Raw genomic sequence first — 25,075 nt, 5'->3', positions numbered from 1 at the left:
CCGGCGCCGGAGTTTGCGCGGCCTTGGCCTTTTCTTCCTCGGCCTGCTTGGCCAGCTTGGCGGCTCGCTCGGCCTTGCGGCGCGCGACCTCGCGCTGGCGCTCTTCGGATTCGGCCTTGCGGCGCTCGAAGTCGCGCACGTTCTTGGCGCGTTTCGGCGCGTCGGCAGCTTCCTTGGCCTGGATCTCCTTCAGGTGCGCATCGCGCGCGGCGACGCGGCTCGGCACGGTCGGCGCGCGCGGCGCCGGCGCGGGCTGCACTTCGCGGGTCGGCTGCGGCGGCTGGGCGGCCAGGCGCGCTTCTTCCTGGCGGTAGCGCTGGTCGGCCTCGGCCAGCTTGCGGTCGCGCTCCTCGACCGCGGCCTGGCGCTTGAAGCGATTGGCCTGCACCTCGATCGCGCGCTGGGCCGCCAGCGAACTGCGACGGCGCTCCTTGGCTTCGTCGAGGCAGCGGGTCACGAAGAACTTGTCATAGCAGACCCGTTCGCGCTCGGCGTAGCGGGCCTCGATCGCGGCGCGTTCGTGCGCCACCGTGGCCAGCTGCTGGTCGGCCTGGGCCACCGAGGTGACCGGCGGCGGCGGCGCTTCTTGCGGCGCCGGGCGCTTGCCGGCGCAGGCGGCCAGCAGCGCGCACAGCAGGACGCCCTGGGCGGCGGCGGCGGCGCGGTGCCGCAGCTTGAACATGAGCATGAGCGGAGCGGGTTTCATCGTGTTCTGGTTTTCCTCTTGGTGGGACTCAGGCAAGCGAATCGGCGGCACCGCGGCGCTCGGCCAGCATGTATTCGCGCGATTGCATCTCAATGATACGCGAGACAGTGCGGTGGAACTCGTTCGACATCGCGCCTTCCGTGTACAGCAGTTCCGGCGCCACCTCGGCCGACATGATCAGCTTCACCTTGTGGTCGTAGAACACGTCGATCAGCCAGGTGAAGCGGCGCGCCGCGGACGACATCGCCGCCGACATGCGCGGCACCCCGGACAGGATCACGGTATGGAACTGGCTGGACAGTTCCAGGTAGTCGTTCTGCGAACGCGGGCCGCCGCACAGGGTGTGGAAGTCGAACCAGATCGCGCCGCCGGCGCGGCGCAGCGCACGCAGCTCGCGCTGTTCGATGTGCACCAGCGGATTTTCGTCGGCGGTGTCGGCGACCTTGGCCCAGGCGTCGCGCAGCATGTGGTCGCTGGCGGCGTTCAGCGGCGTGTAATAGGCCTCCACTTGCTCCAGCGCACGGTGGCGGTAGTCGATGCCGGCGTCGACGTTCATCACGTCCAGCTTTTCCTTCAGCAGTGCGATGGTCGGCAGCATGCGGTCGCGGTGCAGGCCGTCCGGGTACAACTTGTCCGGGTCGTAGTTCGAGGTCATCACGAACGACACGCCGTACTCGAACAGCTTCGACAGCAGGTTGTACATGATCATCGCGTCGGCGACGTCGCTGACGTGGAACTCGTCGAAGCAGATCAGGCGGTACTTCCTGGCGATGCGCTTGGCCACTTCGACCAGCGGATCTTCCACGCCCTTCAGCTCGTCGAGCTGGCGGTGCACGGCGCGCATGAATTCGTGGAAGTGCAGGCGCGTCTTGCGCACCACCGGCACCACCGAATAGAAGCTGTCCATCAGGAAGGACTTGCCGCGCCCTACCCCGCCCCACATGTAGACACCGGTCGGCACCTCGGGACGGTTGATCAGGCGCTTGAAAGCGGACGACCGCTGGGCCTTGTAGTGGACCCAGTCGTCGTACGCCTGCTGGAGTCGGTCCACCGCGCGCTGCTGGGCCGCATCGGACTTGAAGCCGCGCTCGGTCAGCGCGTGCTGGTAATACTCTTGGACGTTCATGGAATACCGGTATATGAAAAAACGTGGGCACGGTGTGCCCACCCTACGGGTCGCGATAACCGTAGGGTGGGCACCCCGTGCCCACCATTGCGCGTGTGCCGCTTAGAAGTTCAGCGAACGCTTGTCGACGGCGAGCGCGGCTTCCTTGGTCGCTTCGGACAGGGTCGGGTGAGCGTGGCAGATGCGGGCGATGTCCTCGGCCGAGGCCTTGAACTCCATCGCCACCACGGCTTCCGAAATCAGCTCGGAAGCGACCGGGCCCACGATGTGCACGCCCAGGATCTCGTCGGTGCTGGCGTCGGCGATCACCTTCACCATGCCGGTGGTGTCGCCCAGCGCGCGCGCACGGCCGTTGGCCATGAACGGGAAGGTGCCGGCTTTATATGCGACGCCGTCCTTCTTGAGCTGCTCTTCGGTGCGGCCGACCCAGGCGATTTCCGGCGAGGTGTAGATCACCCACGGAATCGTGTTGAAGTTGACGTGGCCGTGCTGGCCGGCGATGCGCTCGGCAACCGCGACGCCCTCTTCTTCCGCCTTGTGCGCCAGCATCGGGCCGCGCACGACGTCGCCCACCGCCCAGATGCCAGGCACGCTGGTGCGGCACTCGTCGTCGACGGCGATGAAGCCGCGCTCATCCAGCTGGAGGCCAACGCTCTCGAAGCCCAAGCCGTTGGTGTTCGGCACCCGGCCGATCGAGACGATCAGGCGATCAAATGTCGCGGTCTGCGCGGCGCCGCTGGCATCAGCATATTCCACGGTGACATTGTTGTCGCCCTTGGTGATGTTGCCAATTTTAACGCCCAGGTGGATTTCCAGGCCCTGCTTGGTGAAGGCCTTCTGCGCTTCCTTGGCGATCTGCTGGTCGACCGCGCCCAGGAAGGCCGGCAGGCCTTCCAGCACGGTGACCTTGGCGCCCACGCGGCGCCACACGGAGCCCATTTCCAGGCCGATCACGCCGGCGCCGATCACGCCCAGCGTGCCCGGCACCGCGTCGATGGCCAGCGCGCCGGTGTTCGACAGGATCAGCTTTTCGTCGAACGGTGCGTTCGGCAGTTCGCGCGGGTTCGAGCCGGTGGCGACGATCACGTTCTTGGCGGTGAGGGTGTCGGCGGACGCGCCCGAGACCTGGACGGTGAAGCCTTCGCCAGCCTTGCCGGCGAAAGTGCCGCGGCCGTGGAAGAAGCTGACCTTGTTCTTCTTGAACAGGTAGACGATGCCGTCGTTGTTGGCCTTGACCACGCCATCTTTACGCTTGAGCATCTGGCCCAGGTTCAGTTCCAGGCCGGACACGTTGATGCCGTGTTCCTTGAAGGCATGGCCGGCGTGCTCGAAGTGCTCCGACGATTGCAGCAGCGCCTTCGACGGGATGCAGCCGACGTTGGTGCAGGTGCCGCCCAGGGCCGGGCCGCCCTTGGCATTCTGCGCCTCGTCGATGCAGGCGACCTTGAAGCCCAGCTGGGCAGCGCGGATGGCGGCCACATAGCCGCCGGGGCCGCCGCCGATCACGACGACGTCAAATTGTTTTTCGGTACTCATTCAATATTCCTTTTATTCTTCCGGTACGAAGATCCACAACAACAGGTAAATCACCGCCCCGAATCCGAACGTGAGGGTGAACAGCGTAAACACCAGCCGCCACACCCACGAGTCGACGCCCGACACCTGCGCCAGGCCGCCGCACACGCCGCCGATCCAGCGGTCGGTGCGCGAGCGGCGCAGGGTGCTGAGCTCCGCAGCGAAGCTGCCGTCGGATGCCGATCCGGTGCCCTTGTTCAGGTTCACCGTCGACGACGACAGGATCTTCGCCTTGGCCTGTTCGAATTCGGCGTCGGTCAGGGCGCCGGCCTGGTGCAGTTCGTGCAAGCGCTTGATTTCATCGGCAATCATGGTGATACCTCCATCAGACACGGGCACGGAACAGGCGCACCAGGCGGCGCGCCTCCCGAAGGTGAATTACAGTTCCAGCAGCAGGCGTGCCGGATCTTCCAGCGCGTCCTTCATGGCGACCAGGCCCAGCACGGCTTCGCGGCCGTCGATGATGCGGTGGTCGTAGGACATCGCCAGGTAGTTCATCGGACGGATCACGATCTGGCCGTTCTCGACCACGGCGCGATCCTTGGTCGCGTGCACGCCCAGGATTGCCGACTGCGGCGGGTTGATGATCGGGGTCGACAGCATCGAACCGAAGGTGCCGCCGTTCGAGATCGAGAAGGTACCGCCGGTCAGGTCTTCCAGGGTCAGCTTGCCTTCCTTGGCTTTCTGGCCGAATTCGCCGATCTTTTTCTCGATCTCGGCGATGCTCATCTGGTCGGCGTTGCGCAGGATCGGCACCACCAGGCCGCGCGGCGAACCGACGGCGATACCGATGTCGAAGTAGCCGTGATAGATGATGTCGTTACCGTCGACCGAGGCGTTCAGGATCGGGTACTTCTTCAGGGCGGCAACGGCAGCCTTGACGAAGAAGGACATGAAGCCCAGCTTGACGCCGTGTTCCTTCTCGAACTTGTCCTTGTACTTGGCGCGCAGTTCCATGACCGGAGCCATGTTCACTTCGTTGAAGGTGGTCAGGATCGCGTTGGTCGACTGCGACTGCAGCAGGCGCTCGGCGATACGGGCGCGCAGGCGGCTCATCGGCACGCGCTCTTCCGGACGGTCGCCCAGGTTGGCCGGGGCCGGTGCGGAAACTTGCTGCAGGGCCGGCTTGGCGGCCTGCTGCTGCAGCGGCGCCGGGGCGGCCGGCGCAACGCCTTTGTTGGCGACGGCGGCCAGGGCGTCGCCCTTGGTCACGCGGCCGTCACGGCCGGTGCCGGTGGCGTCGGCGGTCGTCATGCTGTTGTCGGCCAGGATCTTGGCGGCGGCCGGCATGGCGACGTCGCCTTTGCTGCCGGTGGCAGCGGAAGCCTGCGGTGCGGCGGCGGCGGCCGGCGCGTTGGCGACGGCGGCCGAGGTGATCGGCAGCGGGCTGGTCTGGGCCGACGCTTCGGTATCGATGATCGCGATGGTCTCGCCGGCAACGACGGTGGCGCCGTCGGCCTTGATCAGCTGGACGATCACGCCTGCGCTCGGGGCCGGCAGTTCCAGGACCACCTTGTCGGTCTCGATGTCGATCATGTTCTCGTCGCGCGCAACGGCTTCGCCGACCTTCTTGTGCCAGGACAGCAGGGTCGCCTCAGCAACCGATTCCGACAGTTGGGGGACCTTGACTTCGATTTGTGCCATTTAAAAACTCCGTATTTTTTCTTGCCAAAGCCCCGCGCTGCTCATGACAGTGCGGGGGCTCTCGGGCTTGTTAAGTATTACTTCGTCAAAATGAAGCCCTTGAGCTTCGAGAACGCGGTTTCCAGCAGTTCCTTCTGCTGCGCCACGTGCTTGTCGGCGTAACCGACAGCCGGGGACGCGGAAGCAGGACGGCCGGCGTACGACAGGCGCTGGCCCGATTCCATGCTTTCGAAGATATTGTGCTGGATCTGGAACCACGGACCCTGGTTCTGCGGCTCGTCCTGGACCCACACCACTTCGGTCGCGTTCGGGAACCTCTTCAGTTCGGCGGCGAAAGCCTTGTGCGGGAACGGGTACAGCTGCTCGATACGGATGATCGCGGTGTCGGTCGCGTTGCGGGTCTTGCGGGTGTTGACCAGGTCGTAGTAGACCTTGCCCGAGCAGGCGAGCACGCGCTTGACCTTGTTGGCGTCGATCTTCTCGTCCAGTTCCGGAATCACGGTCTGGAAGCCACCCTTGGCCAGGTCGGTCAGCGGCGAGCCGGCGTCCTTGTTACGCAGCAGCGACTTCGGCGTGAAGATCACCAGCGGCTTGCGGAACTGGCGCACCATCTGGCGGCGCAGCAGGTGGAAGATCTGGGCGGCGGTGGTCGGCTGCACGACCTGCATGTTGTGGTCTGCGCACAGCTGCAGGAAGCGCTCGATGCGTGCCGACGAGTGCTCCGGACCCTGGCCTTCGTAGCCGTGCGGCAGCATCAGCACCAGGCCCGAGGCACGGCCCCACTTGACTTCGCCCGAGGCGATGAACTGGTCGATGACGACCTGGGCACCGTTGACGAAGTCGCCGAACTGGCCTTCCCAGATGGTGAGCGTGTTCGGCTCGGCGGTCGAGTAACCGTATTCGAAGCCCAGCACCGCTTCTTCCGACAGCACGGAGTCGATCACGGTGAAGTTGGCCTGGTTGTCCGACACGTTGGCCAGCGGCAGGTAGATGCCCTGGTCCCAGCGCTCGCGGTTCTGGTCGTGCAGCACGGCGTGGCGGTGCACGAAGGTGCCGCGGCCGGCATCCTGGCCCGACAGGCGGACCGCGTAGCCCGACGACAGCAGCGATGCGTAGGCCAGGTGTTCGCCCATGCCCCAGTCGAGGTTCAGCTCGCCCTTGCCCATGTTGGCGCGGTCGTTCAGGACCTTCTCGACCAGCGAGTGCAGCTTGAAGTTTTCCGGCACGGTGGTGATGCGCTGCGACAGGCGTTTCAGCTCGGTCAGCGGCACGGCGGTGTCGGCGGCGTCGGTCCACTTCTTGTTCAGGAACGGCGCCCAGTCGACGGCGTACTTGTTCTTGAAGTCGGTCAGGACCGGGTCGATGGTGTGCTTGCCGGCGTCCATTGCGGCGCGGTATTCGGCCACCAGCTGGTCGCCGCCGTCGGCGGCGATGGTGCCCTGCGCAGCCAGCTTGTCCGCGTACATCTTGCGGGTGCCCGGGTGCTTGGCGATCTTCTTGTACATCAGCGGCTGGGTCAGGGCCGGGGTGTCCTGCTCGTTGTGGCCCAGCTTGCGGTAGCAGACGATGTCGACGACCACGTCTTTATGGAACTCGGTGCGGTAGTCCATCGCGATCTGGGTGGCCAGCACGACGGCTTCCGGATCGTCGGCGTTCACGTGCAGCACCGGCGCTTCGATCATCTTGACCACGTCGGTGCAATAGATCGTCGAACGGGCGTCGCGCGGGTCCGAGGTGGTGAAGCCGATCTGGTTGTTGATGACGATGTGGACGGTACCGCCGGTGCCGTAGCCGCGGGTCTGGGCCAGGTTCAGGGTTTCCATGACCACGCCCTGGCCGGCGAAAGCGGCGTCGCCGTGCACCAGGATCGGCAGCACTTCCTTGCCCTGGCGGTCGCCGCGGCGGTCCATGCGGGCCTTGACCGAGCCTTCGACGACCGGGTTGACGATTTCCAGGTGCGACGGGTTGAACGCCAGCGACAGGTGCACCGCGCCGCCCGGGGTCGAGATGTCGCTCGAGAAGCCCTGGTGGTATTTCACGTCGCCCGCCGGCAGGTCGTCGGCGTGCTTGCCTTCGAATTCTTCGAACAGCTCGGACGGTGCCTTGCCCAGGGTGTTGACCAGGACGTTCAGGCGGCCGCGGTGGGCCATGCCGATCACGATTTCCTGCACGCCCTGCTCACCGGCGCGCTGGATCACTTCGTCCATCGAGGCGATGAAGGACTCGCCGCCTTCCAGCGAGAAGCGCTTGGCGCCGACGTACTTGGTGTGGAGGTAGCGTTCCAGTCCTTCGGCCGCGGTCAGGCGCTCGAGGATGTGCTTTTTCTTTTCTGCGGTGAAGGCCGGGGTCGAGCGGATCGATTCCAGCTTTTCCTGCAGCCAGCGCTTTTCGGTCGGGTCGCTGACGTACATGAACTCAGCGCCGACGGAACGGCAGTAGGTATCGCGCAACATGTTCAGCAGGTCGCGCAGCGATGCGGTTTCCGGGCCGAAGTAGGTGTTGCTGATGTTGAATTTGGTGTCGAGGTCGGCTTCGGTGAAACCGTAGAAGGCGGGATCCAGTTCCGGGATCGGCGGGCGCTCCTGGCGCTGCAGCGGATCCAGGTTGGCCCAGCGCGAACCGAGGTAGCGGTAGGCGGCGATCAACTGGGTGACCGACACGCGCTTGCGGCCGAGTTCGGCGTCCGGCGAGGCGGTGACGGTGCGGATCGGACCCTGCTTGGCGCGCTCGGCGAAGGAGGCGATCACGGAGGAGTGGACTACGTCCGGCTTGGCCGAACCGTCGACGGCGGGCATGTGCTGCATCGCGTCGAAATAGGCGCGCCAGTTGTCCGGCACCGAGCCCGGGTTGTTCAGGTATGCTTCATACAACTCTTCCACGTACGGCGCGTTTCCGCCGAACAGATACGAGTTGGCTTCGTATTGCTGCATCATTCTTGCTCACCTTTCTTCGCGTTTCGCGAACTTAGGGCGGGTTAATCTAACCTTCCGCGACACGGCCTGACCGGTTAGCGGATCGCACTACTACTCAAGTTGTGGGGGAAGGACTCTACAAGGGCGGATCGAGGCATGGGCTACCACAAGCGCACGGTATTGTAACGCAAGGCGACAGACACGACAGGGAGAGGCTTTGTTTTAATTTGTTACCGTGTGGCATCCAAACTGCTGAGTTGACCCACTAAATGATAATCGTTATCATTTAACGCATGCGCCCGCCCAGTTCAATATCGTCGACCCAGCCCGCCACGCAAACGGCCACCCTTCCCGGCGCCCGGCGCGCCGTCTGGTTGCGCCAGTTGCACCAGTGGCACTGGATCAGTTCCGCCCTCTGCCTGATGGCGATGCTGTTATTCAGCATCACCGGCTTCACCCTGAACCACGCGTCGCAGATCGAAGCGAAGCCGCAGGTGACGCGCCTGAAGGCCGCGCTGCCGGCACCGCTGCGCGAGCGCCTGGCCGGCTTGATCGAACGGCACGCCGACGCCAAACTGCCGCTGCCGGACGACCTCGCAGCCTGGGCGAACGGCGCCTTCCCGGTCGAGGTGCGCGGCGTGAACGCCGAGTGGAGCGAGGAAGACGCTTATATTCCCCTGCCCCGTCCGGGCGGCGACGCCTGGCTGCGCATCGGCGCCGACGGCCAGGCGGAATACGAGAAGACCGACCGCGGCTGGATCTCCTGGCTCAACGACATGCACAAGGGCCGCAACGCCGGCGCCGTGTGGAGCTGGTTCATCGACATCTTCGCCGGCGCCTGCCTGGTGTTCTGCATCACCGGCTTCCTGATCCTGAAATACCACGCCGCCAACCGGCCCTCGACCTGGCCGGTGATCGGCTTCGGCATCGTGCTGCCGATCGTGCTGGCCCTGCTGTTCGTCCACTAATCCACCTTCCTGACCGAGAAAGCCAGCCCATGAAACTGTCCCGATCACTCGCCTTGAGCTTGCCACTGGCCCTGCCCCTGGTGTCGAACGGCGCGATGGCCGCCGACCTGAGCGTCAAATTCGAACTGCCGCAGCTGAACGTGGCCGAGTACCACAAGCCCTACGTCGCGATCTGGATCGAGCGCGCCGACCAGAGCGTGGCCTCGACCCTGGCTGTGCTGTACGACGTCAAGAAGAAGGACAACGCCGGCACCAAGTGGGTCAAGGACCTGCGCACCTGGTGGCGCAAGGCCGGCCGCGACGTCGAGCTGCCGATGGACGGTGTGAGTGGGGCGACCCGCCCGGCCGGCGTGCAGACCCTGAACTTCGCCACCGCCAGGGCCGGCCTCGACAAGCTGCCGGCCGGCGACTACAAGCTGGTCATCGAAGCCGCGCGCGAAGCCGGCGGCCGCGAACTGGTGCGCGTGCCCTTCACCTGGCCGGCCAAGGGCAAGCTGGCCGCGAGCGCGAGCGGCAAGGAAGAGCTGGGCGCGGTATCGATCTCGGTTCAATAAGGGGTTTCGCATGCAAGCTAAATTCATGAAGCAGTTCAGCATCGCCATCGCCCTGGCCGGCATCGCCTGCGCCGCCCAGGCCCACCGTCCGTGGATGCTCCCGACCAGCACCTTCATCGAAACCGACCGCGAAGCCTGGGTCACGATCGACGGCGCGGTCTCGGAAGGCCTGTTCAACGTCGATCACATGCCGCTGCGCATGGACGGCCTGACGGTCACCGACCCGGACGGCGCCACCGCGCCGGCACCGAGCGCCACGGTCGGCAAGTTCCGCTCCAGCGTCGACCTCAGGCTGCCGAAGGATGGCACCTACCGCGTCACCCTGGCCGCCACCAGCGTCATCGGCAGCTACAAGCTGAACGGCGAGACCAGGCGCTTCCGCGCCACCGAGCAGACGGTAGCGAAAGAAATCCCGGCCGGCGCCACCGACGTTGCAAAAACCACCATGGTCCAGCGCCAGGACACCTTCGTCACCCTGAACAAGCCGACCACGGGCGCGCTGAAGCCGCTCGGTACCGGCCTGGAACTGGTGCCGGTCACCCACCCGAACGAGCTGCGCGCCGGCGAAAAGGCGACCTTCCGCTTCCAGCTGAACGGCCAGCCGCTGCCGAACTTCCCGTTCAGCCTGGTTCCCGGCGGCGTCAAGTACCGCGGCACGATCAACGAAGTGCGCCTGAGCACCGACGCCAAGGGCGAAACCAGCTTCACGCTGCCGGCGCCGAACATGTACTGGCTCAGCGCTGCTTATCCGGCGAATGCCCCGCGCGGTCCGGGCGAAGGCCAGCCGGACGTCAGGCGCTACGGCTACTCGGCAACGCTCGAAATCCTGCCCGAGTAACAGCCGGGTCAGCCCTTGATGCGCGCCGTTCTCGTCCCGACCGACATCGACCCGGTCCTGCCCGACCCCGCCAGCCGCCCTCACGGCCTGGCCGGGACCTCGATGGGCACCGGCTGGTCGGCGCGGCTGCTGCTGCCGCCGGGGATGGCGCTCGACATCGAGCGCGACCTGCGCGCCGCCCTGCAGCAGGAACTGGACGAGATCGTCGCCCAGATGAGCCACTGGGACGGCGACTCCCTGCTCTCGTGCTACAACCGCGCGCCGGGCGATACCTGGCATGCGCTGCCGCCGCAGTTCTTCGCCGTGATGGACTTCGCGCTTCGCGTGCACGAGGAGAGCGGCGGCGCCTACGATCCCGCGGCCGGACTGCTGGTCGACCTGTGGGGCTTCGGCCCGCACAAGCGCTACGACCAGGCCGGCTTCTACGCCCCGGCCGCCGATGCGGTCGCCGCCGCGCTGGCCCGGCGCCGCGCCTGCCAGCCCAGGCTCGACCGCGCGGGCCGCCGCCTGTACCAGCCGGGCGGCGCCCTGCTCGACCTGTCCTCGGTGGCCAAGGGCTACGCGGTCGACTGCCTGGCGCAGCGCCTGGAAGCCCTCGGCGTGCGGCACTACCTGGTCGAAGCCGGCGGCGAATTGCGCGGCGCCGGCGTCAAGCCCGATGGCCAGCCCTGGTGGGTCGAGCTGGAAGGCGTGCCCGATGCGGATGCTTCCCCCGTGGTGGAATCGGTGGTCGCGCTGCATGGGCTGGCGGTCGCCACCTCGGGCGACTACCGCAGGTATTTCCAGCACGCCCGGCGGCGCGCCTCGCACACGCTGGACCCGCGTACCGGCTGCCCGATCGACAACGGGGTCGCCTCGGTAACGGTACTGGCCCCGACCTGCATGGCGGCCGACGCCCTGTCCACGGCCCTGACCGTGATGGGCCCGGACGCCGGCTTGCCCTTCGCCGAACGGCGCGGACTGGCCGCGCGCTTCCTGCTGCGTGGCGAGGACGGCCTGCGCGAAGTCCACAGCGCGGCGTGGCGCGCGCTGTTGCAATGAGCTTGCCATGACCCTGCCATGACGCTTACTGCCGAACCGCTGCGCTGGGGCGCAGCCCTGCTGCTGTCCGCCGGCTACCTGCTCATGTGCGCGGGCTACGTGCGCAGGGCGCGCGCGCGCGCGCGCGTCCCGGCCGCGCCGGCGGACTGGCTGGTCGTGTACGCGAGCCAGACCGGCAGCGCCGAAACCCTGGCGCGCCGCAGCGCCGAGCTGCTTGCCACCGGCGGGCTGGCGGCGCGCGCGGCCTGCATCTCGAGCCTCGACGACGCCGGCCTGCGCGCCGCGTCGCGGATCCTGTTCGTCGCCAGCACCTACGGCGAAGGCGACGCGCCCGACACGGCGGCGCGCTTCGCCGGCCGCCTGACGGCCGGGAACGACGAACCGCCCGAGCTGGCCCACCTGCATTATGCCGTACTGGCGCTGGGCGACCGCAGCTACGCCGATTTCTGCGGCTTCGGCCGCGCGCTGGATGGCTGGCTGGCGCGCGCCGGCGCCACGCCGCTGTTCGAGCGCATCGACGTCGACCGCGGCGACAGCCGGGCACTCGAAGACTGGCAGCACCACCTCGGCCGCCTGGCGGGCACCATCGATGCGCCCGACTGGGAAGCGCCGGCCTACGCCGACTGGCGCATCGCCGAACGCGAGCTGCTGAACCCCGGCAGCGCCGGTGGCCCGCTGTTCCGCGTGGCGCTGGCGCCGGTGGACGGGCTGCTGCCCACCTGGGAAGCCGGCGACCTGGCACAGGTCAGCGCCCCGGCCGACCCCGGACATCCGCGCGAATACTCGATCGCCTCGGTGCCGTCGGACGGCCGCCTGGAGCTGCTGGTGCGCCTGCACCGGCACCAGGACGGCAGCCCGGGCGCGGCCTCGGGCTGGCTGTGCGAAGGCGCCTTCAGCGACGACGCGGTGCGGCTGCGGCTGCGCGAACACCAACGCTTCCGCCTGGGAGACAACGCGCGCCGGCCGCTGCTCCTGATCGGCAACGGCAGCGGCCTGGCCGGCCTGCGCGGGCTGCTGCGCGCCCGCGTCCAGCTCGGCGAGCGCGAGAACTGGCTGCTGTTCGGCGAACGCAACGCCGCCCACGATTTCCTGCTGCGCGGCGAGCTGGAAGGCTGGCAGGGCTCCGGCTGGCTGGAGCGGCTGGACCTGGCGTTTTCGCGCGACCAGCAGGAACGGCTGTACGTGCAGGACCTGCTGCGCGCCCAGGCCGACGCGGTGCGCACGTGGATCGGGCGCGGCGCGGCGGTCTACGTGTGCGGCAGCCTGCAGGGCATGGCCGGCGGCGTGCACGAGGCGCTCGGCCACATCGTCGGGATCGATGCGCTCGAACGGCTGGCCGCCGAGGGCCGCTACCGGCGCGACGTGTATTGAGCGCTTGAGCCTCAGCCGGGCGGCAAGCGCCAGGGCATCTCCACCGGCTGCCGGAACCGGTCCAGCAACTGGCCGGACGGCAGCGGCCGCGCCACCAGGTAGCCCTGGATCTCGTCGCAGCCATGGCGTTCCAGGAACGCCGCCTGGCCGACGGTTTCCACGCCTTCGGCGATGACGCGCATCCCCAGTGTCTTGGCGAAGGAAATCACGGCCAGCACCACCGCCGCCGCGCTCGGCACGGTTTCGATCTCGTGGATGAAGGAACGGTCGATCTTCAGCTTGTCGACCGGGAAGTTGCGCAAGGCGCTAAGACTCGAGTACCCGGTACCGAAATCGTCGATCGAGATGGCGACGCCCAGGCCCTTGAGCTCGTACAGCAGGCTGGTCGCGTGATCGATGTCGACCATGATCGAGCTTTCCGTGATTTCGAGTTCGAGGCTGGACGGCATCAGGCCGGTGGTATGCAGCGCCTGCTTGACGGTGTCGACGATGCGGGCGTCGCGCAACTGGCGCGCGGCCAGGTTGACCGCCACGGTCCTGTCGCCGAGGCCGGCCCCGCTCCAGATCCTGGCTTGCAGGCAGGCCTGCAGCAGCACGCTTTCGCCCAGCGCCACGATCAGCGCCGAATCCTCGGCAAGGGGAATGAAGCGGGACGGCGGCAGCAGGCCGCGCTTCGGGTGCGCCCAGCGCACCAGCGCCTCGGCGCCCGCGAGCATGCCGCTGGCCAGGTCGAGCTTGGGCTGGTAATGCAGGATCAGCTCGCCGGCCGGCATGGCGCGGCGCAGCTCGGTCTCGAGTTCGATGCGCTCGGCCACCGCGGCGTCGCGCGTGCTGGCGTAGAGCTGGATGCTGTCCTTGCCGCACTTCTTGGCGCGCAGCATCGCCGAGTTCGCGCGCCGCAGCAGCAGCTCGGCTTCCTCGCCGTCGAGCGGATAGACCGCGGCCCCGATGCTGCAGGTGACCACCGCCTCCTTGTCCGCCAGCGGCACCGGCTGGCGCACCGCCGCCAGCATCGCGTTCAGGCGCGCGCTGCTGCGCTCGACGCTCTCCAGTCCGGCGAGCAGGATCACGAATTCGTCGGAGCCGATGCGCGCCACGGTATCGCTGTCGCGCACCAGGCGCGCCAGGCGCCGCGCGGTCTCGCGCAGGAAGTCGTCGCCGCATCCATTGCCCAGGCCCGTATTGATGAAGGTGAAGCTGTCCAGGTCGAGATAGACCACGGCGACCATGCGGCCGTCGCGCTGCGCATTGCAGATCGCGCTGTGCAGGCGGTCGATCAGCAGCGCGCGGTTCGACAGGCCGGTGAGGTGGTCGTGGGTGGCGCGGTATTCCAGCTCGCGGGTGCGTTCGGCCACGCGCTGTTCCAGGCCGTCGCGCGCCTGGCGCAACTCCTCGTTGGCCTGGGCCAGGCGCTCCTGGTAGTGGCGGGCCACCAGGATCCGGCCCAGGGTGCCGGCGATATTGCCGAGGAAGGCGACGTAGGGCCGCAGCGCCTCGTCGTCGTCCACCCTGAGCAGCAGCCAGCCGAAACGCCGGCCCGGCGTGCCGATCGGGAAGCACTGGACGCCGGTCTTCAGGTGGCGCATGACATTCACCACCGGAACCGGCGAGCATTCGGCCTCGCAACGTTTCTTCAGCGCCGCCATGTAGGCGTTCGGCGCCGTGGTGAAGCCGTCGAGGTCGACGTGGGCCTCGGCCAGGCCCGGCAGGCTTGCCAGCGCACGCGCGACGAAGCTGGCGATGTGGGCTTCGTCCGGCATCGCGTCGATGGCCTGCTGGATGACGAGCAGGCGCCCCAGCACCGTGGCGTCGAGTGCCGGCGGGCCGGGTTCTTCGACAACGGCGGCCATGGCCTCACCCGTAGTTCTGGTAGAAGGGATTGCGCAGGAGGTGGCCGCCGATGATCACGATCGGATGCGCATTCAGCACATCGTAGATCAGGCCGCCGTCGAATTTGTTCAGGTCGTACTGGCACATGATGGTCATCGGAGCCTCCTTGATCAGCTCGTTGATCCGCGATTCGCATTCGAGGATGCGGTCGGCGCCGGGGATGCCGCGCAGGGCCCAGCTCATCTCGCCGGCGAAGCGGGCACCAAGCAGTCCGGCCGCCTGGCATTGCACGTAGGCCTCGCGCAGCCTGGCCAGCATGTCGTCCGGATCGAAGCAGCCGCCGGGGAAGTAGCCTTCCGCCGTGATCGCGGCTTCTGCCTGTCCGGGCCGGTCCAGGATGGCGGACGCCAGGTCCAGCTCCTCCAGGACCCGTGGCAGGTCGGCGCGGCTGGGCACGTCGGCCACGTAGCTGAACCCTTCGCGCCCGCGCAGCGCCTCGCGCGCATACAGAGGCAGGATCTGGCGCCGTTCCTCGTCGTCGTTATAGAGGTAGCAGATGTGCGTGCCCGCCGGATAGGGCTCGTCCGTGAATCCGAGGCATACATGTCGTCCTGGCTGCGCCATGCCCGCTCCTGCATCCTTGCTGCCGAAAGGGCAGCATACACGCATTCGCCGCGCGTCGGCGTCGGCTTTTACCTACGGCGTTCAGCGCTTTATTTCAGGATTCGCAGGTCCGCTCAGCGCACGCAGCTGACGTAGGCATTGGCCGTGTTGCCGAGCTCGGCCGCGGCGCCGCTGGACAGGTCGACGGCGACGTGGCCGGCCGCGCCCGCGGTCGACGACCAGGTCGGGCCCAGGGACCAGCCGTGGCCGTCGATGGCGCCGGACTTCTGCAGGGCCGCCAGCTCGGCCTGGCTCGGCAGCTTCCAAGGGCCGCTGGCTCCGCCGAGCGTGATGGTGGCGCAGAAGTCGCGGGCATTGGTCCAGCTGTCCTTGTGGCTGACGCCCATCCAGGCCAGGTCGTTGGCATGCACGATGACGGCGTTCGTGGCCGGGGCGACGCACACGCCGCCGGTCGCGACGGCCGGCGCGACGCACGGGACGCAGACGAGCTTGATGCGCACGTTGCCGGCGGTGTCGCAGGCCACGGCGCTGACGGTGAGCGTGGTCGAGCCCGAGGTCGGGCCATAGCCGCCGATCCTGTCCTGGGATGCGGTGATCGTGCTCGTGCCCGGCCCCTTGATCGTCACCAGGCTGCCGGCGATGGTGGCGACCTCGGCGTTGCTGCTGGTATAGGTGAACTGCGCCGGGCTGCGCGAGGATGGCGGGGTGATGTTGAACGCCGGGTCGGTTTCCTTCTTGGCGATGGCCGCGAACACGCCCAGCGGCGGGCCCTGGTCGGGATCCCCGCATGCCGCCATCAGGCACATCATCAACAGCCAGCCAAGGATTCGTTTCATGTTTTTCCTCGTAAAAGTCGTGGATTTAACCTTTGTCACAATATCAAAATCGACCGGCACAAAAGGCGTGCTTTGTCACGCGTGCGCAGGCCGGCCCGGCCTCAATGGGGTGCGGCCATGGCCGGCGCGGCGAGGGCAAGGGCGGCGGCGATGAGGATGGCGTTTGGCGAGGCGTGGAGCATGGCTTGGTTTCCGATGGCTGGATCCGGCGATGCTAATGATGAGGTGACAACTCGTCAATCGAAATCCGAGCATCGTCTTCTCCGCCTTCGCGGGGGACGACGGGAATCGAAACTTGCCCTAGAATGGCTCGTTGCCAACTTATTATCCGACCTTGAAGATCTCGATCGGCCATCGCCTGTTCGCCTCCGTCCTGCTTGCGATCCTCGCGGTGGCGGCGGGGGCCGTGTACCTGCTGCGGCAGAACGTGCTGGCGGGCTTCGGCGACTACGCCGTGCGGATCGAGCTGGATCGCCTGGAAGAGCTGTCCGGTGCGCTGGCGCGCCAGTACCGCGACCATGGCGGCTGGGCCTTCCTGCCCGCGGGCGACGAGCGCCGGCGCTGGATCGCGCACGAGCTGGAACGGCTGCAGCGCGAACGTGAAGTGCCCGTCCTGGCGGCAGCGGCCGCTCCGCCTACGCCGCCGGCGCCATCGGCTGCATCGGCGCCGCCGGCGCCATCGGCCCGGCCCGTCGCCGCCCCGGCAGCACCCCTTTCCCCGCCCGCGCCGCCGGCCCCACCCGCACCACCCGCGCCGCCGCTGCCGCCGCTGCCGGCGCCACGCATCGCGCCAGCGATCGCACAGGCGCCGGAGCTGGACGCGCCCCTGGCCCAGCGCATCACCCTGCTCGGCCTCGACGGCCGCTACCTGGCCGGGCGCGCGCCCGGCGCGATCCCGCTGGCGCGCCGTCCGATCGAGGTGAACGGCCGCACCGTCGGCTACCTCGGCGTGGCGCACGGCCAGCGCCCGAGCGACGCCATGGCGCTCGCTTTCCTGGAACAGCTGCGCGCGAGCCTGTGGTGGATCCTCGCCTTTGCGGTGGCCTTCTCGGCGCTGGCGGCGACCCTGCTGGCGCGCCACTTCCGCCGGCCGATCCACGCGCTGGCGGACGGTGCCGGCATGCTGGCCGAGGGCCGCTTCGAGGTCCGCCTTCCCGCCGGCCGCAGTGACGAACTGGGTGAGCTGGCGCGCCACTTCAACACCCTGGCGCAGCAGCTGGAAAGCGCCGAGAGCGCGCGCCGCCGGTGGGTGGCCGACACTTCGCACGAGCTGCGCACCCCGCTCGCCGTGCTGCGCGCCCAGCTCGAAGCGATCCAGGACGGCGTGCGCAGCAGCGGCTCCGACACGATCGACGCCATGCTGCGCCAGGTGCTGGCCCTGAACAAGCTGATCGACGAGCTGTACGCGCTGGCGCGCGCCGACATCGACGCCCTCGACATCAAGCCCGAACGCCTCGACCTGTGGCAGCTGGCGGCCAGGCAGGCGCGCGGCTTCGAAGCGCGCCTGCAGGCAAGCGGCCTGGCGCTCGACCTCGGCCCGGCGCCGGCGCGGTCGCTGGTGTCGGCCGATCCCGACCGCATGCGCCAGGTGATCGGCAACCTGCTGGAGAACAGCCTGCGCTACACCGCGGCCGGCGGCCGCGTGGCCCTGCGCGCCGAAACCCTTGGCACGCTGCTGCACCTGCACCTGGACGACAGCACGCCCGGCGTGCCCGACGAGGCCCTGGGACGCCTGGCGCAGCGCTTCTACCGCGTCGACGCCTCGCGCAGCCGCGCACACGGCGGCGCCGGCCTGGGCCTGGCCCTGTGCCGCCGCCTGCTCGAAGCGCAGGGCGCGCAGCTGAGGTTCGCGCATTCGCCGCTGGGCGGACTGCGCGCCACGATCACGATGCCCCTCATCGACTCGCCATGAACCACGAACTTTTCATCGTCGAGGACGAACCCGAACTGGCCGCGCTGGTGGCCGACTATGCGAAGGCGGCCGGCTACCGGGCCAGCGTGTTCGGCGACGGCGCCCTGGCCCTGGAGGCGATCCGGCGCCGGCCGCCGGCCCTGGTGGTGCTCGACCTGATGCTGCCCGGCCTGGACGGCCTGTCGGTGTGCCGCGAAGTGCGCCGCTTTTCCGCGGTGCCGGTGGTGATGGTGACCGCGCGCGTCGAGGAGATCGACCGCCTGCTCGGCCTGGAGCTTGGGGCCGACGACTACCTGTGCAAACCCTTCAGCCCGCGCGAGCTGATGGCCCGCATCAAGGCGATCCTGCGCCGCGCTGCCGCCGCCGCGCCGGCTGCTGCGGCGGCGCCCATCGTGGATGTCGACGACGGCGCGCGCCGCATCCGCATCCACGGCCGGCCGCTGGCGCTGACGCCGACCGAATACGGCATCCTGGCCGCGCTCGCGCGCCGGCCCGGCCAGGTGTTCTCGCGCGCCCAGCTGCTCGACGCCGCGCGCGAGGGCAACGCCAACCTGGACGTGGCCGACCGCGCCATCGACAGCCACGTCAAGAACCTGCGGCGCAAGCTGGATGCCGCGCTGCCGGGCGTGGAGGCGATCCATTCGATCTACGGGCTCGGATACCGCTTCGATGTGTGACGCCCACGCACGAATCTTCATTTTTTCTCCACATTCGGGCCGCACCATGCAAGCTCTTGACCCGAGGAGAACACAATGAAAACCACTGCCGCCTTCCTGAGCTTTGCCCTGCTGTCGGGCGCCGCCGGCGCCGGCCTGGCCGAGGTCCACGTCTACGTCGACTGCAAGGCCACCGACGCCAGGTGCCCGCCGCCGCCGAAGCCGCCGCGGCCGCCGCGCCCACCCGCTCCGCTGGTGCCGCCCGCACCGCCCATACCGCCCATACCGCCCGCACCGCCCGCACCCGACGCCGCGATGGCCGCCGCGCCCGCCGACCTGGCCATGCCCGCCCCGCCTGCCCCGCCTGCCCCGCCGGCTCCTCCCGCTTCTCCCGCGCCTCCCGCTCCGCCGGAGCCGCCGGAGCTGCCGCCGGTACCCGACAGCGCCCACGCCGACTGCGCGTCGAAGAAGCCGGGCACCCGCCTGAGCTTCACCCTGCGCCCGGGAGAGACCATGAGCGGCGTCTGCCGCAGGCAAGGCAACCGGATGGTGTTTTCGCTGCGCGAATACGAGCGCAGGGACTGAAGCGCGGCCGGGAGGGCATCTCGACTTTCGCGGCCGGAGCGGGTATGCTGGCCCGCATGTCGCATCCTGCCGCCCCACCGAAACCGACTCCGTCCGAGCTGGAACTGCTGCGCATCCTCTGGCAGCTGGGCCCGGCCACGGCCAGGCAGGTGCACGAAGCGATCGCGGCGGAGCGCCCCGACCTGACGGCGGCGACCGTGCTGCGCCTGCTGCAGCTGATGCACGCCAAGGGCCTGCTGCTGCGCGACGAAAGCCAGCGCGCCCACGTCTACGCGCCGGCCCAGCCGCAGGACACCCTGCAGACCAGCCTGGTCAGCGAACTGATCGCGACAGCCTTTTCCGGTTCCGGCAAGGCGCTGGTGCTGGCCGCCCTGCGTGGCCATGTCAGCAAGAAGGAACGCGAGGAAATCCAGGCGATCCTCAGTGGCGAGAGCGGCGCCAAAAGCGGCGGCGGAAAGGCATCGTGAGCGAGCTGTCTTTTCCACCCGACCCCGACCCGCGCCCGCTGCCGCCAAAGGAACCCGAGCTCGAGGATTGCTGCGGCACAGGGTGCGTCAACTGCGTGTTCGACATGTACCAGATCGCGCTCGAGAACTACGAGCGGGCGCTGACGGCGTGGCTCTCGCGCCATCCGGACAACGCAAACTAAATCCATGGACCATCTGCTAGACAACATCTTCTGGAATACCCTGAGCGGCCGACATCTCCACCTGTCGAGCGGCACCGAATGCGCCAGGCGCTATGCGCAGGGCTTCTCGCCGATCGTCGGCTTTCCCGACCCGCGGCAGCCGGACTTTGCAGCGCTGGCGCCCTTCTGCGAACCCGGCGAGCGTTTCTACTGCGACGCATGGTCCGGCCCAGCGCCGGACGGCTGGCGCATCGAAGCCGAGTCGACCATGCTCCGGATGGTGTGGGACGGCACCATGCCGGAAGAGGACGAGGCGCCCGATGCCATCCCTCTGGGAACCGACGACGCGGCGCGCGCGCTGGATCTGGCGATGCTGACCCGCCCCGGCCCCTTCGGCCCGCGCACCATCGAGCTGGGCGAGTACTTCGGCTACTTCGACGAAGGGCATGCGGGCAGCCGGCGCCTGATCGCCATGGCCGGCGAGCGCATGGCCGCACCCGGACTGCGCGAAATCAGCGGCGTCTGCACCCGCCCCGGCTACCAGGGCCGCGGCTACGCGCGCCGGCTGATGCTCAAGCTGATCCGGCGCCAACTGCTGCGCGGCGAGATGCCCTTCCTGCACGTGATGCGCGCCAACGAGGCCGCGCACCGCTTGTACCTGCGCATGGGTTTCCGCGATTATCGCGAGACGACGGTACGGGTGGTCACGCCGGATGCGCCTTACGTTCCCTAGCGAACGATCGGAGCCCGCGCGGCTAGAACGCCACCCCGGCCCCCACCAGGAACACGTCGGAATCGCGCTCGTAGCTGGTGATCACGCGGCTCCAGGTGAGCTGGGCGCGCAGGCTGTCGTTGATCCGGTAGCGCATGCCGATCGAGGCGATCGGCACCATGTGCTTGTCGCGCTCGGCGTGGGAGTCGGTGCGGTCGAGCTGGTCGCGCATCGCGTAGGCGCCGAAGCCCATCTCCAGCACGGTGCGCTCGGTGAAGGGGCGCAGCAGCCAGACCTGGCCTGACACGCCCTTGCGCTCGGCCGCATCGACCTTCCCTTCGTTCATCAGGATCACGCTCCACTCGACGTTCGGATTCAGCGTGCGGCGGTATTCCAGGCCGGACGAGGTCGAGGTCTCGGACTTGAAACTGTTCACGATCGCGCGGCCGGCCAGCAGCATCAGCACGTTGTCGCCCTGCTCCGCGTTCTGCAGGCGGATCTCGCGCGGCAGATTGCGCAGTTCGTAGCCGGCGCCGAACAGCAGCATGGTGGTGTCGTGCGAGGTGATCCCGTGCGTGTGCGACAAGCGTGTTTCCAGGTAGGCGTTCGAGGCCAGGTGGTACCTCGCGCTCAGGCTCATCAGCTGGCCCCAGCCGTGTTCGTTGCGGTAGTCGGCCAGGGAGCCGTTGCCGGTGGTGGTGTCGAAGTAGTAGTAGGGGCCGAAGCCGGCCGCGAACGACCAGCCGCGCGTGGGCACGGGCGTGTGCAGCCACAGTTGCGCGCCGAGGCCGTCGCGGTGGTGCAGCTTCGGGTGGCCCTCGTTCAGGTAATCGGCGCTCACCGACAGGTACTTGTTGAGGTGGTGGTTGTAGCCGAGGGCGACGGCGAACGAGCTGTCGTCTGCGTTCTGGTCGACCCGCATGCCGCCCGCCAGCAGGGACGCATCCTGGGCATGGGCCAGAAATGATACAAAAAACAGAGTGGGCACCAGGAAAGTGTATCGCATGATGATCGAATCCTTGGTCATTGTTGATTATGCCAAGCTTTCCAAGCCTAAGTCGCCTATAGGCACTATCTCAGCCGTACGGTGCGAGTCCGCCCCAGCCTCCGGTGCTAAGTTTTTGATCGTATCCCAGGACGGGATACGCTGCAGAGACTCTGTTCAAAGGAGGCATTCCATGAAACATGTTCTGTCCGTTCTAGCGCTGGCGGCGGCGGGCCTGGCTCCCCCGGCCTTCGCCCAGACCTACCGGGCCGTGGCCAGCGGCCCGGCCGAGAGTCCGCCCAACGGCTCACCCGGCGACAGCCTGGTGACGATCGACCTCAACACCAGCAAGGTGATGGTCGACATGCCGTTCCACGACCTGGTCGGCACCTCGTCCGCCGCCCACATCCACTGCTGCACCAGCACTGCCTTCACCGGCACGGCGCCGATAGCGATGCCGTTCGACGGTTTCCCGACCGGGGTGCATGCCGGCGATTACACGCGGGCCATCCCGCTGTACGAGGAAACCTCCTACACCCCGGCCTTCCTGGCGGCGCATGGCGGCACGGCGTCGGGGGCGGCGTCGGCGCTGGTGAATGCCATCAACGCCAACGAAGCCTACATCAACATCCACACCAGCGCCTATCCGAACGGCGAGATACGCGGCTTCCTGGTGGCGGCGCCGGTGCCGGAACCCGGCGAGTGGGCGATGCTGGCGGGCGGACTGGCCAGCCTGCTGTGGGCCGGCCGCCGCCGGCGTCCGGAGTCGATCTGGCAGAAATAGTCAGGAGGTAAGCATGGCGCCGCGTTCGGCAAGCAGGCCGGCCCAGGCCGGGACCGCCTCCTGCCAGAACGCGGCCAGGGACGAGATCGATCCGGCCGGGGCGGCCAGGCGCAGGCCGAGGAAGCCGGCGGCTTGGCGCAGGGCGGCGACGGCGGCCTCCTCCGAATGTGCATGATCGGCGGGCAGGACCGCCAGCGCGCCGGTCTGCTTCGACAGCTTTTCGCCCTTGGCGTTGCGCAGCACCGGCACGTGCAGGTAGCGCGGGGTCGGTACGCCGAGCAGGCGCTGCAGGTAGATCTGGCGCGGGGTCGAGTCGAGCAGATCGGCGCCGCGCACGACGTCGGTCACGCCCTGCTCCGCATCGTCCACCACCACCGCCAGCTGGTAGGCCCAGTAGCCGTCGGCGCGCTTGAGCACGAAATCCCCCGACTCCAGCGCCAGCCGCTGCTCCTGCCGCCCGGCAAAGCGGTCGGTGAAGCCGATGAGGTCCGCACCCGGCTCCGGCACCCGCAGGCGCAGGCTCCGCGCTGCGCGGCCCGGCGCCAGGCCATGGCGGCAGGTGCCGGGATAGATTGCCGCGCCGTCCGGCCCGACGCCCAGCCGCGAATCGGCGATCTCCCGCCGGTTGCAGCCGCAGCCGTACACGGCATCGGCAAGACGCTCGCGCGCAGCCTGGTAGAGCGCCTTGCGCCGGCTCTGCCAGACGATCTCGCCGTCCGAATGCATGCCCAGCCAGTCCAGCTGCTCGAGGATGGTCTCGGCGGCCCTGGGTACGGCGCGGCCTTCGTCGATGTCTTCGATGCGGATCAGCCAGCGCCCGCCGTTGGCGCGCGCATCCAGGTAGCTGGCCAGCGCCGCCACCAGCGAACCGGCGTGCAGCGGGCCGGTGGGGGACGGGGCGAAACGGCCGATGTAGGAACTGGTGGGGGTCGTGCTCACTGCTTGCCTGGCATTCCGGGATGAGGAAAAACGCCACCTTAGCACAGGCGGGCGGGCGGCGTCCGCCCTGCCCCCTGGTCGCTCACTCTGTCCACGACAACTCATCAATAAGTCTCTATCTTATTCCATAAAAGCAATATACAATTTATTTTGTCCTGGACAAATTAAGCTCAACCAACGCCAACCCATCAAGGAACTCCATGCAGTCAACCCTGAACGTGATCGCCTTCGGCAAGGACGACATCGACAACAGCCTGTCGCGCCTGTCCGGCAAGCAGATCGATGAACTGGCCTTCGGCGCGATCCAGCTCGATGCCCAGGGCAAGGTCCTGCGCTACAACCAAGCCGAAGCGCAGATCACCGGCCGCCTTGCCAGCGCGGTGATCGGCACCAATTTCTTCCGCGACGTCGCGCCCTGCACCAACACGGCCCGCTTCAAGGGTGTGTTCGATGCCGGCGTGCGCTCCAACAACCTGAACACGATGTTCGAGTACGTGTTCGACTACAAGATGACCCCGACCAAGGTGAAGATCCACATGAAGAAGGCGATCAGCGACGGCACCTACTGGATCTTCGTCAAGCGCCTGTAAGCCATGCGCGCATCCGGCATCTCCCTGGCCCCGTGGTGGGCCGAGCGCAGCGCGCTGCTGCGCTTCGTCGCCGACCTGGTCGCGGCCGAACTGGCGGCACTGCGCCACGAACCGCTGTTGCTGCCCACCGGCTGGAGCGCCTCGCTGTCGCTGCAGCACGACCTCGGGGCCGATTCCCTGGAGCTGCTGCAGCTGGCGGGCAGCCTGGCCGACACCCTGCAGATGCAGCGCAGCGGGATCGAGGACTACCTGCTGGCGCGCCGCACCCTTGGCGGCTGGCTCGACCTCGCCACCGCCGCCCTCCAGCAATGGGATGGCGAGTTGACTTTCCGCACCTCGGGCAGCACCGGCACGCCGAAACGCTGCACCCATGCCCTTGCCGCGCTGGAGCAGGAAGCGGCCAGCCTGGCCGCGCTGTTCCCGCGGCGCCGGCGCCTGCTCCTGGCCGTGCCCAGCCATCACATCTACGGTTTCCTGTTCGGCGTGCTGCTGCCGCGCCACCTCGGCCTCGCCCCGGAACAGGTGGTCTGCGTGCGCGCGCGCCTGCCGTCCCGGGTCGCCCGCCATACGCTGCCCGGCGACCTGGTGGTCGGCCATCCGCAGTTCTGGCAGGCGGCGACAGGCAGCGAGGCGCGCTTCGCGGACGACGTGACCGGTGCCAGCTCGACCGCGCCCTGCCCCGACGCGGTCGCGGAGCAGGCCGAGGCGGCCGGGCTGGCATCGCTGGTCCAGGTGTATGGCGCCTCCGAGACCGGCGGCCTCGGATGGCGGACCTCGCACCGCGACGCCTACCGCCTGCTGCCCTATCTCGAACGCGTGCCCGGTGCCGACGACGAGCTGAGGCGCCGCGGTCCCGGCGGCGAGACGCGCATACTGCGCCCGCAAGACGGCCTGGCCTGGTGCGGCGCCGAGCGTTTTACGGTGGGCCTGCGCCGCGATGCCGCGGTCCAGGTGGGCGGCATCAACGTGTTCCCGGAACGGGCGCGCGAGGCGTTGCTGGCGCACCCGCTGGTGGAAGACGCGGCCGTGCGCCTGATGCGGCCTGACGAGGGCCAGCGCCTGAAGGCCTTCGTGGTGCCGCGTCCCGGCGCCGGCGCCGCCTTCGCCCAGGAGCTGCGCGCATGGCTCGACGCCAGGCTGACGCCGCTGGAGCGACCGAAGGCGATCACGCTGGGGGAGCGCCTGCCGCGCGGCGCGCTGGGCAAGCCGGCCGACTGGCGCATCGACACATGCTCATGAAAGCGGATGCGGCGGCAAGC

The 25,075-nt window shown here is 68.3% G+C and carries 25 protein-coding genes; 14 read left to right on the top strand and 11 right to left on the bottom strand.

All coding sequences use genetic code 11. The features are described from left to right. From ACI48D_RS01570 to ACI48D_RS01545, 6 genes are all read right to left on the bottom strand, one after another. The coding region (locus ACI48D_RS01570; RefSeq protein WP_435569453.1) for a hypothetical protein at positions 1-706 on the bottom strand (706 nt) is incomplete at its 3' end. Between the two features lie 28 nt (positions 707-734). After that, positions 735-1,832, bottom strand: a complete 1,098-nt coding sequence (gene zapE, locus ACI48D_RS01565) for a cell division protein ZapE (RefSeq protein WP_435569452.1) — start codon at positions 1,830-1,832, stop codon at positions 735-737. 102 nt (positions 1,833-1,934) lie between these two features. Beyond that, the gene (lpdA, locus tag ACI48D_RS01560; RefSeq protein WP_435569451.1) at positions 1,935-3,368 is read right to left on the bottom strand and encodes a dihydrolipoyl dehydrogenase; all 1,434 of its coding nucleotides are present in this window, start codon (positions 3,366-3,368) and stop codon (positions 1,935-1,937) included. Between the two features lie 12 nt (positions 3,369-3,380). Continuing rightward, positions 3,381-3,719 carry a PspC domain-containing protein gene (locus ACI48D_RS01555; protein ID WP_435569450.1) on the bottom strand — a complete coding sequence of 113 codons (339 nt, stop codon included), beginning with the start codon at positions 3,717-3,719 and terminating at the stop codon, positions 3,381-3,383. 66 nt (positions 3,720-3,785) lie between these two features. Beyond that, positions 3,786-5,051 carry a 2-oxoglutarate dehydrogenase complex dihydrolipoyllysine-residue succinyltransferase gene (gene odhB, locus ACI48D_RS01550; protein WP_435569449.1) on the bottom strand — a complete coding sequence of 422 codons (1,266 nt, stop codon included), beginning with the start codon at positions 5,049-5,051 and terminating at the stop codon, positions 3,786-3,788. A 77-nt stretch (positions 5,052-5,128) separates the two neighbouring features. Next, the gene (locus ACI48D_RS01545) at positions 5,129-7,984 is read right to left on the bottom strand and encodes a 2-oxoglutarate dehydrogenase E1 component (RefSeq protein WP_435569448.1); all 2,856 of its coding nucleotides are present in this window, start codon (positions 7,982-7,984) and stop codon (positions 5,129-5,131) included. A gap of 272 nt (positions 7,985-8,256) precedes the next feature. On the opposite strand from ACI48D_RS01545, the gene ACI48D_RS01540 reads away from it, so the two are divergent. Genes ACI48D_RS01540 through ACI48D_RS01520 form a run of 5 tightly spaced genes read left to right on the top strand, consistent with a single transcriptional unit; the run spans position 8,257 to position 12,735 of the window. Continuing rightward, the gene (locus ACI48D_RS01540) at positions 8,257-8,931 is read left to right on the top strand and encodes a PepSY-associated TM helix domain-containing protein (RefSeq protein ID WP_435569447.1); all 675 of its coding nucleotides are present in this window, start codon (positions 8,257-8,259) and stop codon (positions 8,929-8,931) included. 29 nt (positions 8,932-8,960) lie between these two features. Then, the gene (locus tag ACI48D_RS01535) at positions 8,961-9,485 is read left to right on the top strand and encodes a DUF2271 domain-containing protein (RefSeq protein WP_435569446.1); all 525 of its coding nucleotides are present in this window, start codon (positions 8,961-8,963) and stop codon (positions 9,483-9,485) included. A 10-nt stretch (positions 9,486-9,495) separates the two neighbouring features. Then, a complete protein-coding gene (locus tag ACI48D_RS01530; protein WP_435569445.1) occupies positions 9,496-10,323 on the top strand; it encodes a DUF4198 domain-containing protein in 828 nt (275 codons plus the stop codon). An 18-nt stretch (positions 10,324-10,341) separates the two neighbouring features. Beyond that, entirely contained in the window at positions 10,342-11,364 is a 1,023-nt protein-coding gene (locus tag ACI48D_RS01525) for an FAD:protein FMN transferase (RefSeq protein WP_435569444.1), read from the top strand. 18 nt (positions 11,365-11,382) lie between these two features. After that, complete coding sequence (locus tag ACI48D_RS01520) at positions 11,383-12,735, top strand: sulfite reductase subunit alpha (RefSeq protein WP_435569443.1); 1,353 nt, start codon at positions 11,383-11,385, stop codon at positions 12,733-12,735. A gap of 11 nt (positions 12,736-12,746) precedes the next feature. Here ACI48D_RS01520 and ACI48D_RS01515 read toward each other — a convergent pair whose 3' ends face one another. From ACI48D_RS01515 to ACI48D_RS01505, 3 genes are all read right to left on the bottom strand, one after another. After that, a complete protein-coding gene (locus ACI48D_RS01515) occupies positions 12,747-14,585 on the bottom strand; it encodes a putative bifunctional diguanylate cyclase/phosphodiesterase (protein WP_435569442.1) in 1,839 nt (612 codons plus the stop codon). Positions 14,586-14,589: 4 nt separating this feature from the next. Continuing rightward, positions 14,590-15,189 (bottom strand): MEDS domain-containing protein, encoded by a 600-nt coding sequence (locus ACI48D_RS01510; RefSeq protein WP_435569441.1) that lies wholly within the window; start codon positions 15,187-15,189, stop codon positions 14,590-14,592. Between the two features lie 113 nt (positions 15,190-15,302). After that, on the bottom strand, positions 15,303-16,025 hold the full coding sequence (locus tag ACI48D_RS01505; RefSeq protein WP_435569440.1) for a hypothetical protein: 723 nt from the start codon (positions 16,023-16,025) through the stop codon (positions 15,303-15,305). A gap of 313 nt (positions 16,026-16,338) precedes the next feature. On the opposite strand from ACI48D_RS01505, the gene ACI48D_RS01500 reads away from it, so the two are divergent. The 6 genes from ACI48D_RS01500 to ACI48D_RS01475 all read left to right on the top strand — a co-directional run bounded on the left by ACI48D_RS01500 (position 16,339) and on the right by ACI48D_RS01475 (position 20,539). Further along, positions 16,339-17,937, top strand: coding sequence for an ATP-binding protein (locus tag ACI48D_RS01500; RefSeq protein ID WP_435569439.1), 1,599 nt, complete (start codon positions 16,339-16,341; stop codon positions 17,935-17,937). Continuing rightward, positions 17,934-18,614 (top strand): response regulator, encoded by a 681-nt coding sequence (locus ACI48D_RS01495; protein WP_435569438.1) that lies wholly within the window; start codon positions 17,934-17,936, stop codon positions 18,612-18,614. The genes ACI48D_RS01500 and ACI48D_RS01495 overlap by 4 nt, the downstream gene beginning before the upstream one ends. 75 nt (positions 18,615-18,689) lie before the next feature. Further along, positions 18,690-19,178, top strand: coding sequence for a hypothetical protein (locus ACI48D_RS01490; protein ID WP_435569437.1), 489 nt, complete (start codon positions 18,690-18,692; stop codon positions 19,176-19,178). A 44-nt stretch (positions 19,179-19,222) separates the two neighbouring features. Further along, positions 19,223-19,645, top strand: coding sequence for a BlaI/MecI/CopY family transcriptional regulator (locus tag ACI48D_RS01485; protein WP_435569436.1), 423 nt, complete (start codon positions 19,223-19,225; stop codon positions 19,643-19,645). Further along, positions 19,642-19,827 carry an oxidoreductase-like domain-containing protein gene (locus ACI48D_RS01480; protein WP_435569435.1) on the top strand — a complete coding sequence of 62 codons (186 nt, stop codon included), beginning with the start codon at positions 19,642-19,644 and terminating at the stop codon, positions 19,825-19,827. Before ACI48D_RS01485 ends, ACI48D_RS01480 begins: the two co-directional genes overlap by 4 nt. 4 nt (positions 19,828-19,831) lie before the next feature. Further along, the gene (locus ACI48D_RS01475; protein ID WP_435569434.1) at positions 19,832-20,539 is read left to right on the top strand and encodes a GNAT family N-acetyltransferase; all 708 of its coding nucleotides are present in this window, start codon (positions 19,832-19,834) and stop codon (positions 20,537-20,539) included. A 22-nt stretch (positions 20,540-20,561) separates the two neighbouring features. On the opposite strand, the gene ACI48D_RS01470 is transcribed toward ACI48D_RS01475, so the two are convergent. Beyond that, complete coding sequence (locus tag ACI48D_RS01470; RefSeq protein WP_435569433.1) at positions 20,562-21,524, bottom strand: hypothetical protein; 963 nt, start codon at positions 21,522-21,524, stop codon at positions 20,562-20,564. A gap of 172 nt (positions 21,525-21,696) precedes the next feature. Between ACI48D_RS01470 and ACI48D_RS01465 the strand changes: the two genes are divergently transcribed. Beyond that, a complete protein-coding gene (locus ACI48D_RS01465) occupies positions 21,697-22,287 on the top strand; it encodes a CHRD domain-containing protein (RefSeq protein WP_435569432.1) in 591 nt (196 codons plus the stop codon). Here ACI48D_RS01465 and gluQRS read toward each other — a convergent pair whose 3' ends face one another. Beyond that, on the bottom strand, positions 22,288-23,226 hold the full coding sequence (gene gluQRS, locus ACI48D_RS01460) for a tRNA glutamyl-Q(34) synthetase GluQRS (protein ID WP_435569431.1): 939 nt from the start codon (positions 23,224-23,226) through the stop codon (positions 22,288-22,290). A 200-nt stretch (positions 23,227-23,426) separates the two neighbouring features. Between gluQRS and pyp the strand changes: the two genes are divergently transcribed. Both pyp and ACI48D_RS01450 read left to right on the top strand, forming a co-directional pair. Beyond that, positions 23,427-23,816 carry a photoactive yellow protein gene (pyp, locus tag ACI48D_RS01455; RefSeq protein ID WP_435569430.1) on the top strand — a complete coding sequence of 130 codons (390 nt, stop codon included), beginning with the start codon at positions 23,427-23,429 and terminating at the stop codon, positions 23,814-23,816. A gap of 3 nt (positions 23,817-23,819) precedes the next feature. Beyond that, a complete protein-coding gene (locus ACI48D_RS01450) occupies positions 23,820-25,055 on the top strand; it encodes an AMP-binding enzyme (protein ID WP_435569429.1) in 1,236 nt (411 codons plus the stop codon). Positions 25,056-25,075: the final 20 nt, after the last annotated feature.

It is taken from the genome of Massilia sp. LXY-6 (assembly GCF_051233485.1).
Classification (GTDB): Bacteria; Pseudomonadota; Gammaproteobacteria; order Burkholderiales; family Burkholderiaceae_D; genus Telluria.
The sequence above is the reverse complement of the archived record's forward strand: the minus strand, read 5'-3'. Positions and strand labels throughout refer to the sequence as shown.

Excerpts from the sequence above, each read along its gene's own strand:
- lpdA (WP_435569451.1), bottom strand. The coding sequence starts at position 3,368 with ATGAGTACCGAAAAACAATTTGACGTCGTCGTGATCGGCGGCGGCCCC.
- ACI48D_RS01505 (WP_435569440.1), bottom strand. The coding sequence starts at position 16,025 with ATGAAACGAATCCTTGGCTGGCTGTTGATGATGTGCCTGATGGCGGCA.
- ACI48D_RS01470 (WP_435569433.1), bottom strand. The coding sequence starts at position 21,524 with ATGCGATACACTTTCCTGGTGCCCACTCTGTTTTTTGTATCATTTCTG.
- ACI48D_RS01495 (WP_435569438.1), top strand. The coding sequence starts at position 17,934 with ATGAACCACGAACTTTTCATCGTCGAGGACGAACCCGAACTGGCCGCG.
- ACI48D_RS01520 (WP_435569443.1), top strand. The coding sequence starts at position 11,383 with ATGACGCTTACTGCCGAACCGCTGCGCTGGGGCGCAGCCCTGCTGCTG.
- ACI48D_RS01510 (WP_435569441.1), bottom strand. The coding sequence starts at position 15,189 with ATGGCGCAGCCAGGACGACATGTATGCCTCGGATTCACGGACGAGCCC.
- ACI48D_RS01540 (WP_435569447.1), top strand. The coding sequence starts at position 8,257 with ATGCGCCCGCCCAGTTCAATATCGTCGACCCAGCCCGCCACGCAAACG.
- ACI48D_RS01515 (WP_435569442.1), bottom strand. The coding sequence starts at position 14,585 with ATGGCCGCCGTTGTCGAAGAACCCGGCCCGCCGGCACTCGACGCCACG.
- ACI48D_RS01490 (WP_435569437.1), top strand. The coding sequence starts at position 18,690 with ATGAAAACCACTGCCGCCTTCCTGAGCTTTGCCCTGCTGTCGGGCGCC.
- zapE (WP_435569452.1), bottom strand. The coding sequence starts at position 1,832 with ATGAACGTCCAAGAGTATTACCAGCACGCGCTGACCGAGCGCGGCTTC.
- ACI48D_RS01450 (WP_435569429.1), top strand. The coding sequence starts at position 23,820 with ATGCGCGCATCCGGCATCTCCCTGGCCCCGTGGTGGGCCGAGCGCAGC.
- pyp (WP_435569430.1), top strand. The coding sequence starts at position 23,427 with ATGCAGTCAACCCTGAACGTGATCGCCTTCGGCAAGGACGACATCGAC.
- ACI48D_RS01535 (WP_435569446.1), top strand. The coding sequence starts at position 8,961 with ATGAAACTGTCCCGATCACTCGCCTTGAGCTTGCCACTGGCCCTGCCC.
- ACI48D_RS01525 (WP_435569444.1), top strand. The coding sequence starts at position 10,342 with ATGCGCGCCGTTCTCGTCCCGACCGACATCGACCCGGTCCTGCCCGAC.
- ACI48D_RS01465 (WP_435569432.1), top strand. The coding sequence starts at position 21,697 with ATGAAACATGTTCTGTCCGTTCTAGCGCTGGCGGCGGCGGGCCTGGCT.
- ACI48D_RS01530 (WP_435569445.1), top strand. The coding sequence starts at position 9,496 with ATGCAAGCTAAATTCATGAAGCAGTTCAGCATCGCCATCGCCCTGGCC.
- ACI48D_RS01475 (WP_435569434.1), top strand. The coding sequence starts at position 19,832 with ATGGACCATCTGCTAGACAACATCTTCTGGAATACCCTGAGCGGCCGA.
- ACI48D_RS01485 (WP_435569436.1), top strand. The coding sequence starts at position 19,223 with ATGCTGGCCCGCATGTCGCATCCTGCCGCCCCACCGAAACCGACTCCG.
- odhB (WP_435569449.1), bottom strand. The coding sequence starts at position 5,051 with ATGGCACAAATCGAAGTCAAGGTCCCCCAACTGTCGGAATCGGTTGCT.
- ACI48D_RS01545 (WP_435569448.1), bottom strand. The coding sequence starts at position 7,984 with ATGATGCAGCAATACGAAGCCAACTCGTATCTGTTCGGCGGAAACGCG.
- ACI48D_RS01555 (WP_435569450.1), bottom strand. The coding sequence starts at position 3,719 with ATGATTGCCGATGAAATCAAGCGCTTGCACGAACTGCACCAGGCCGGC.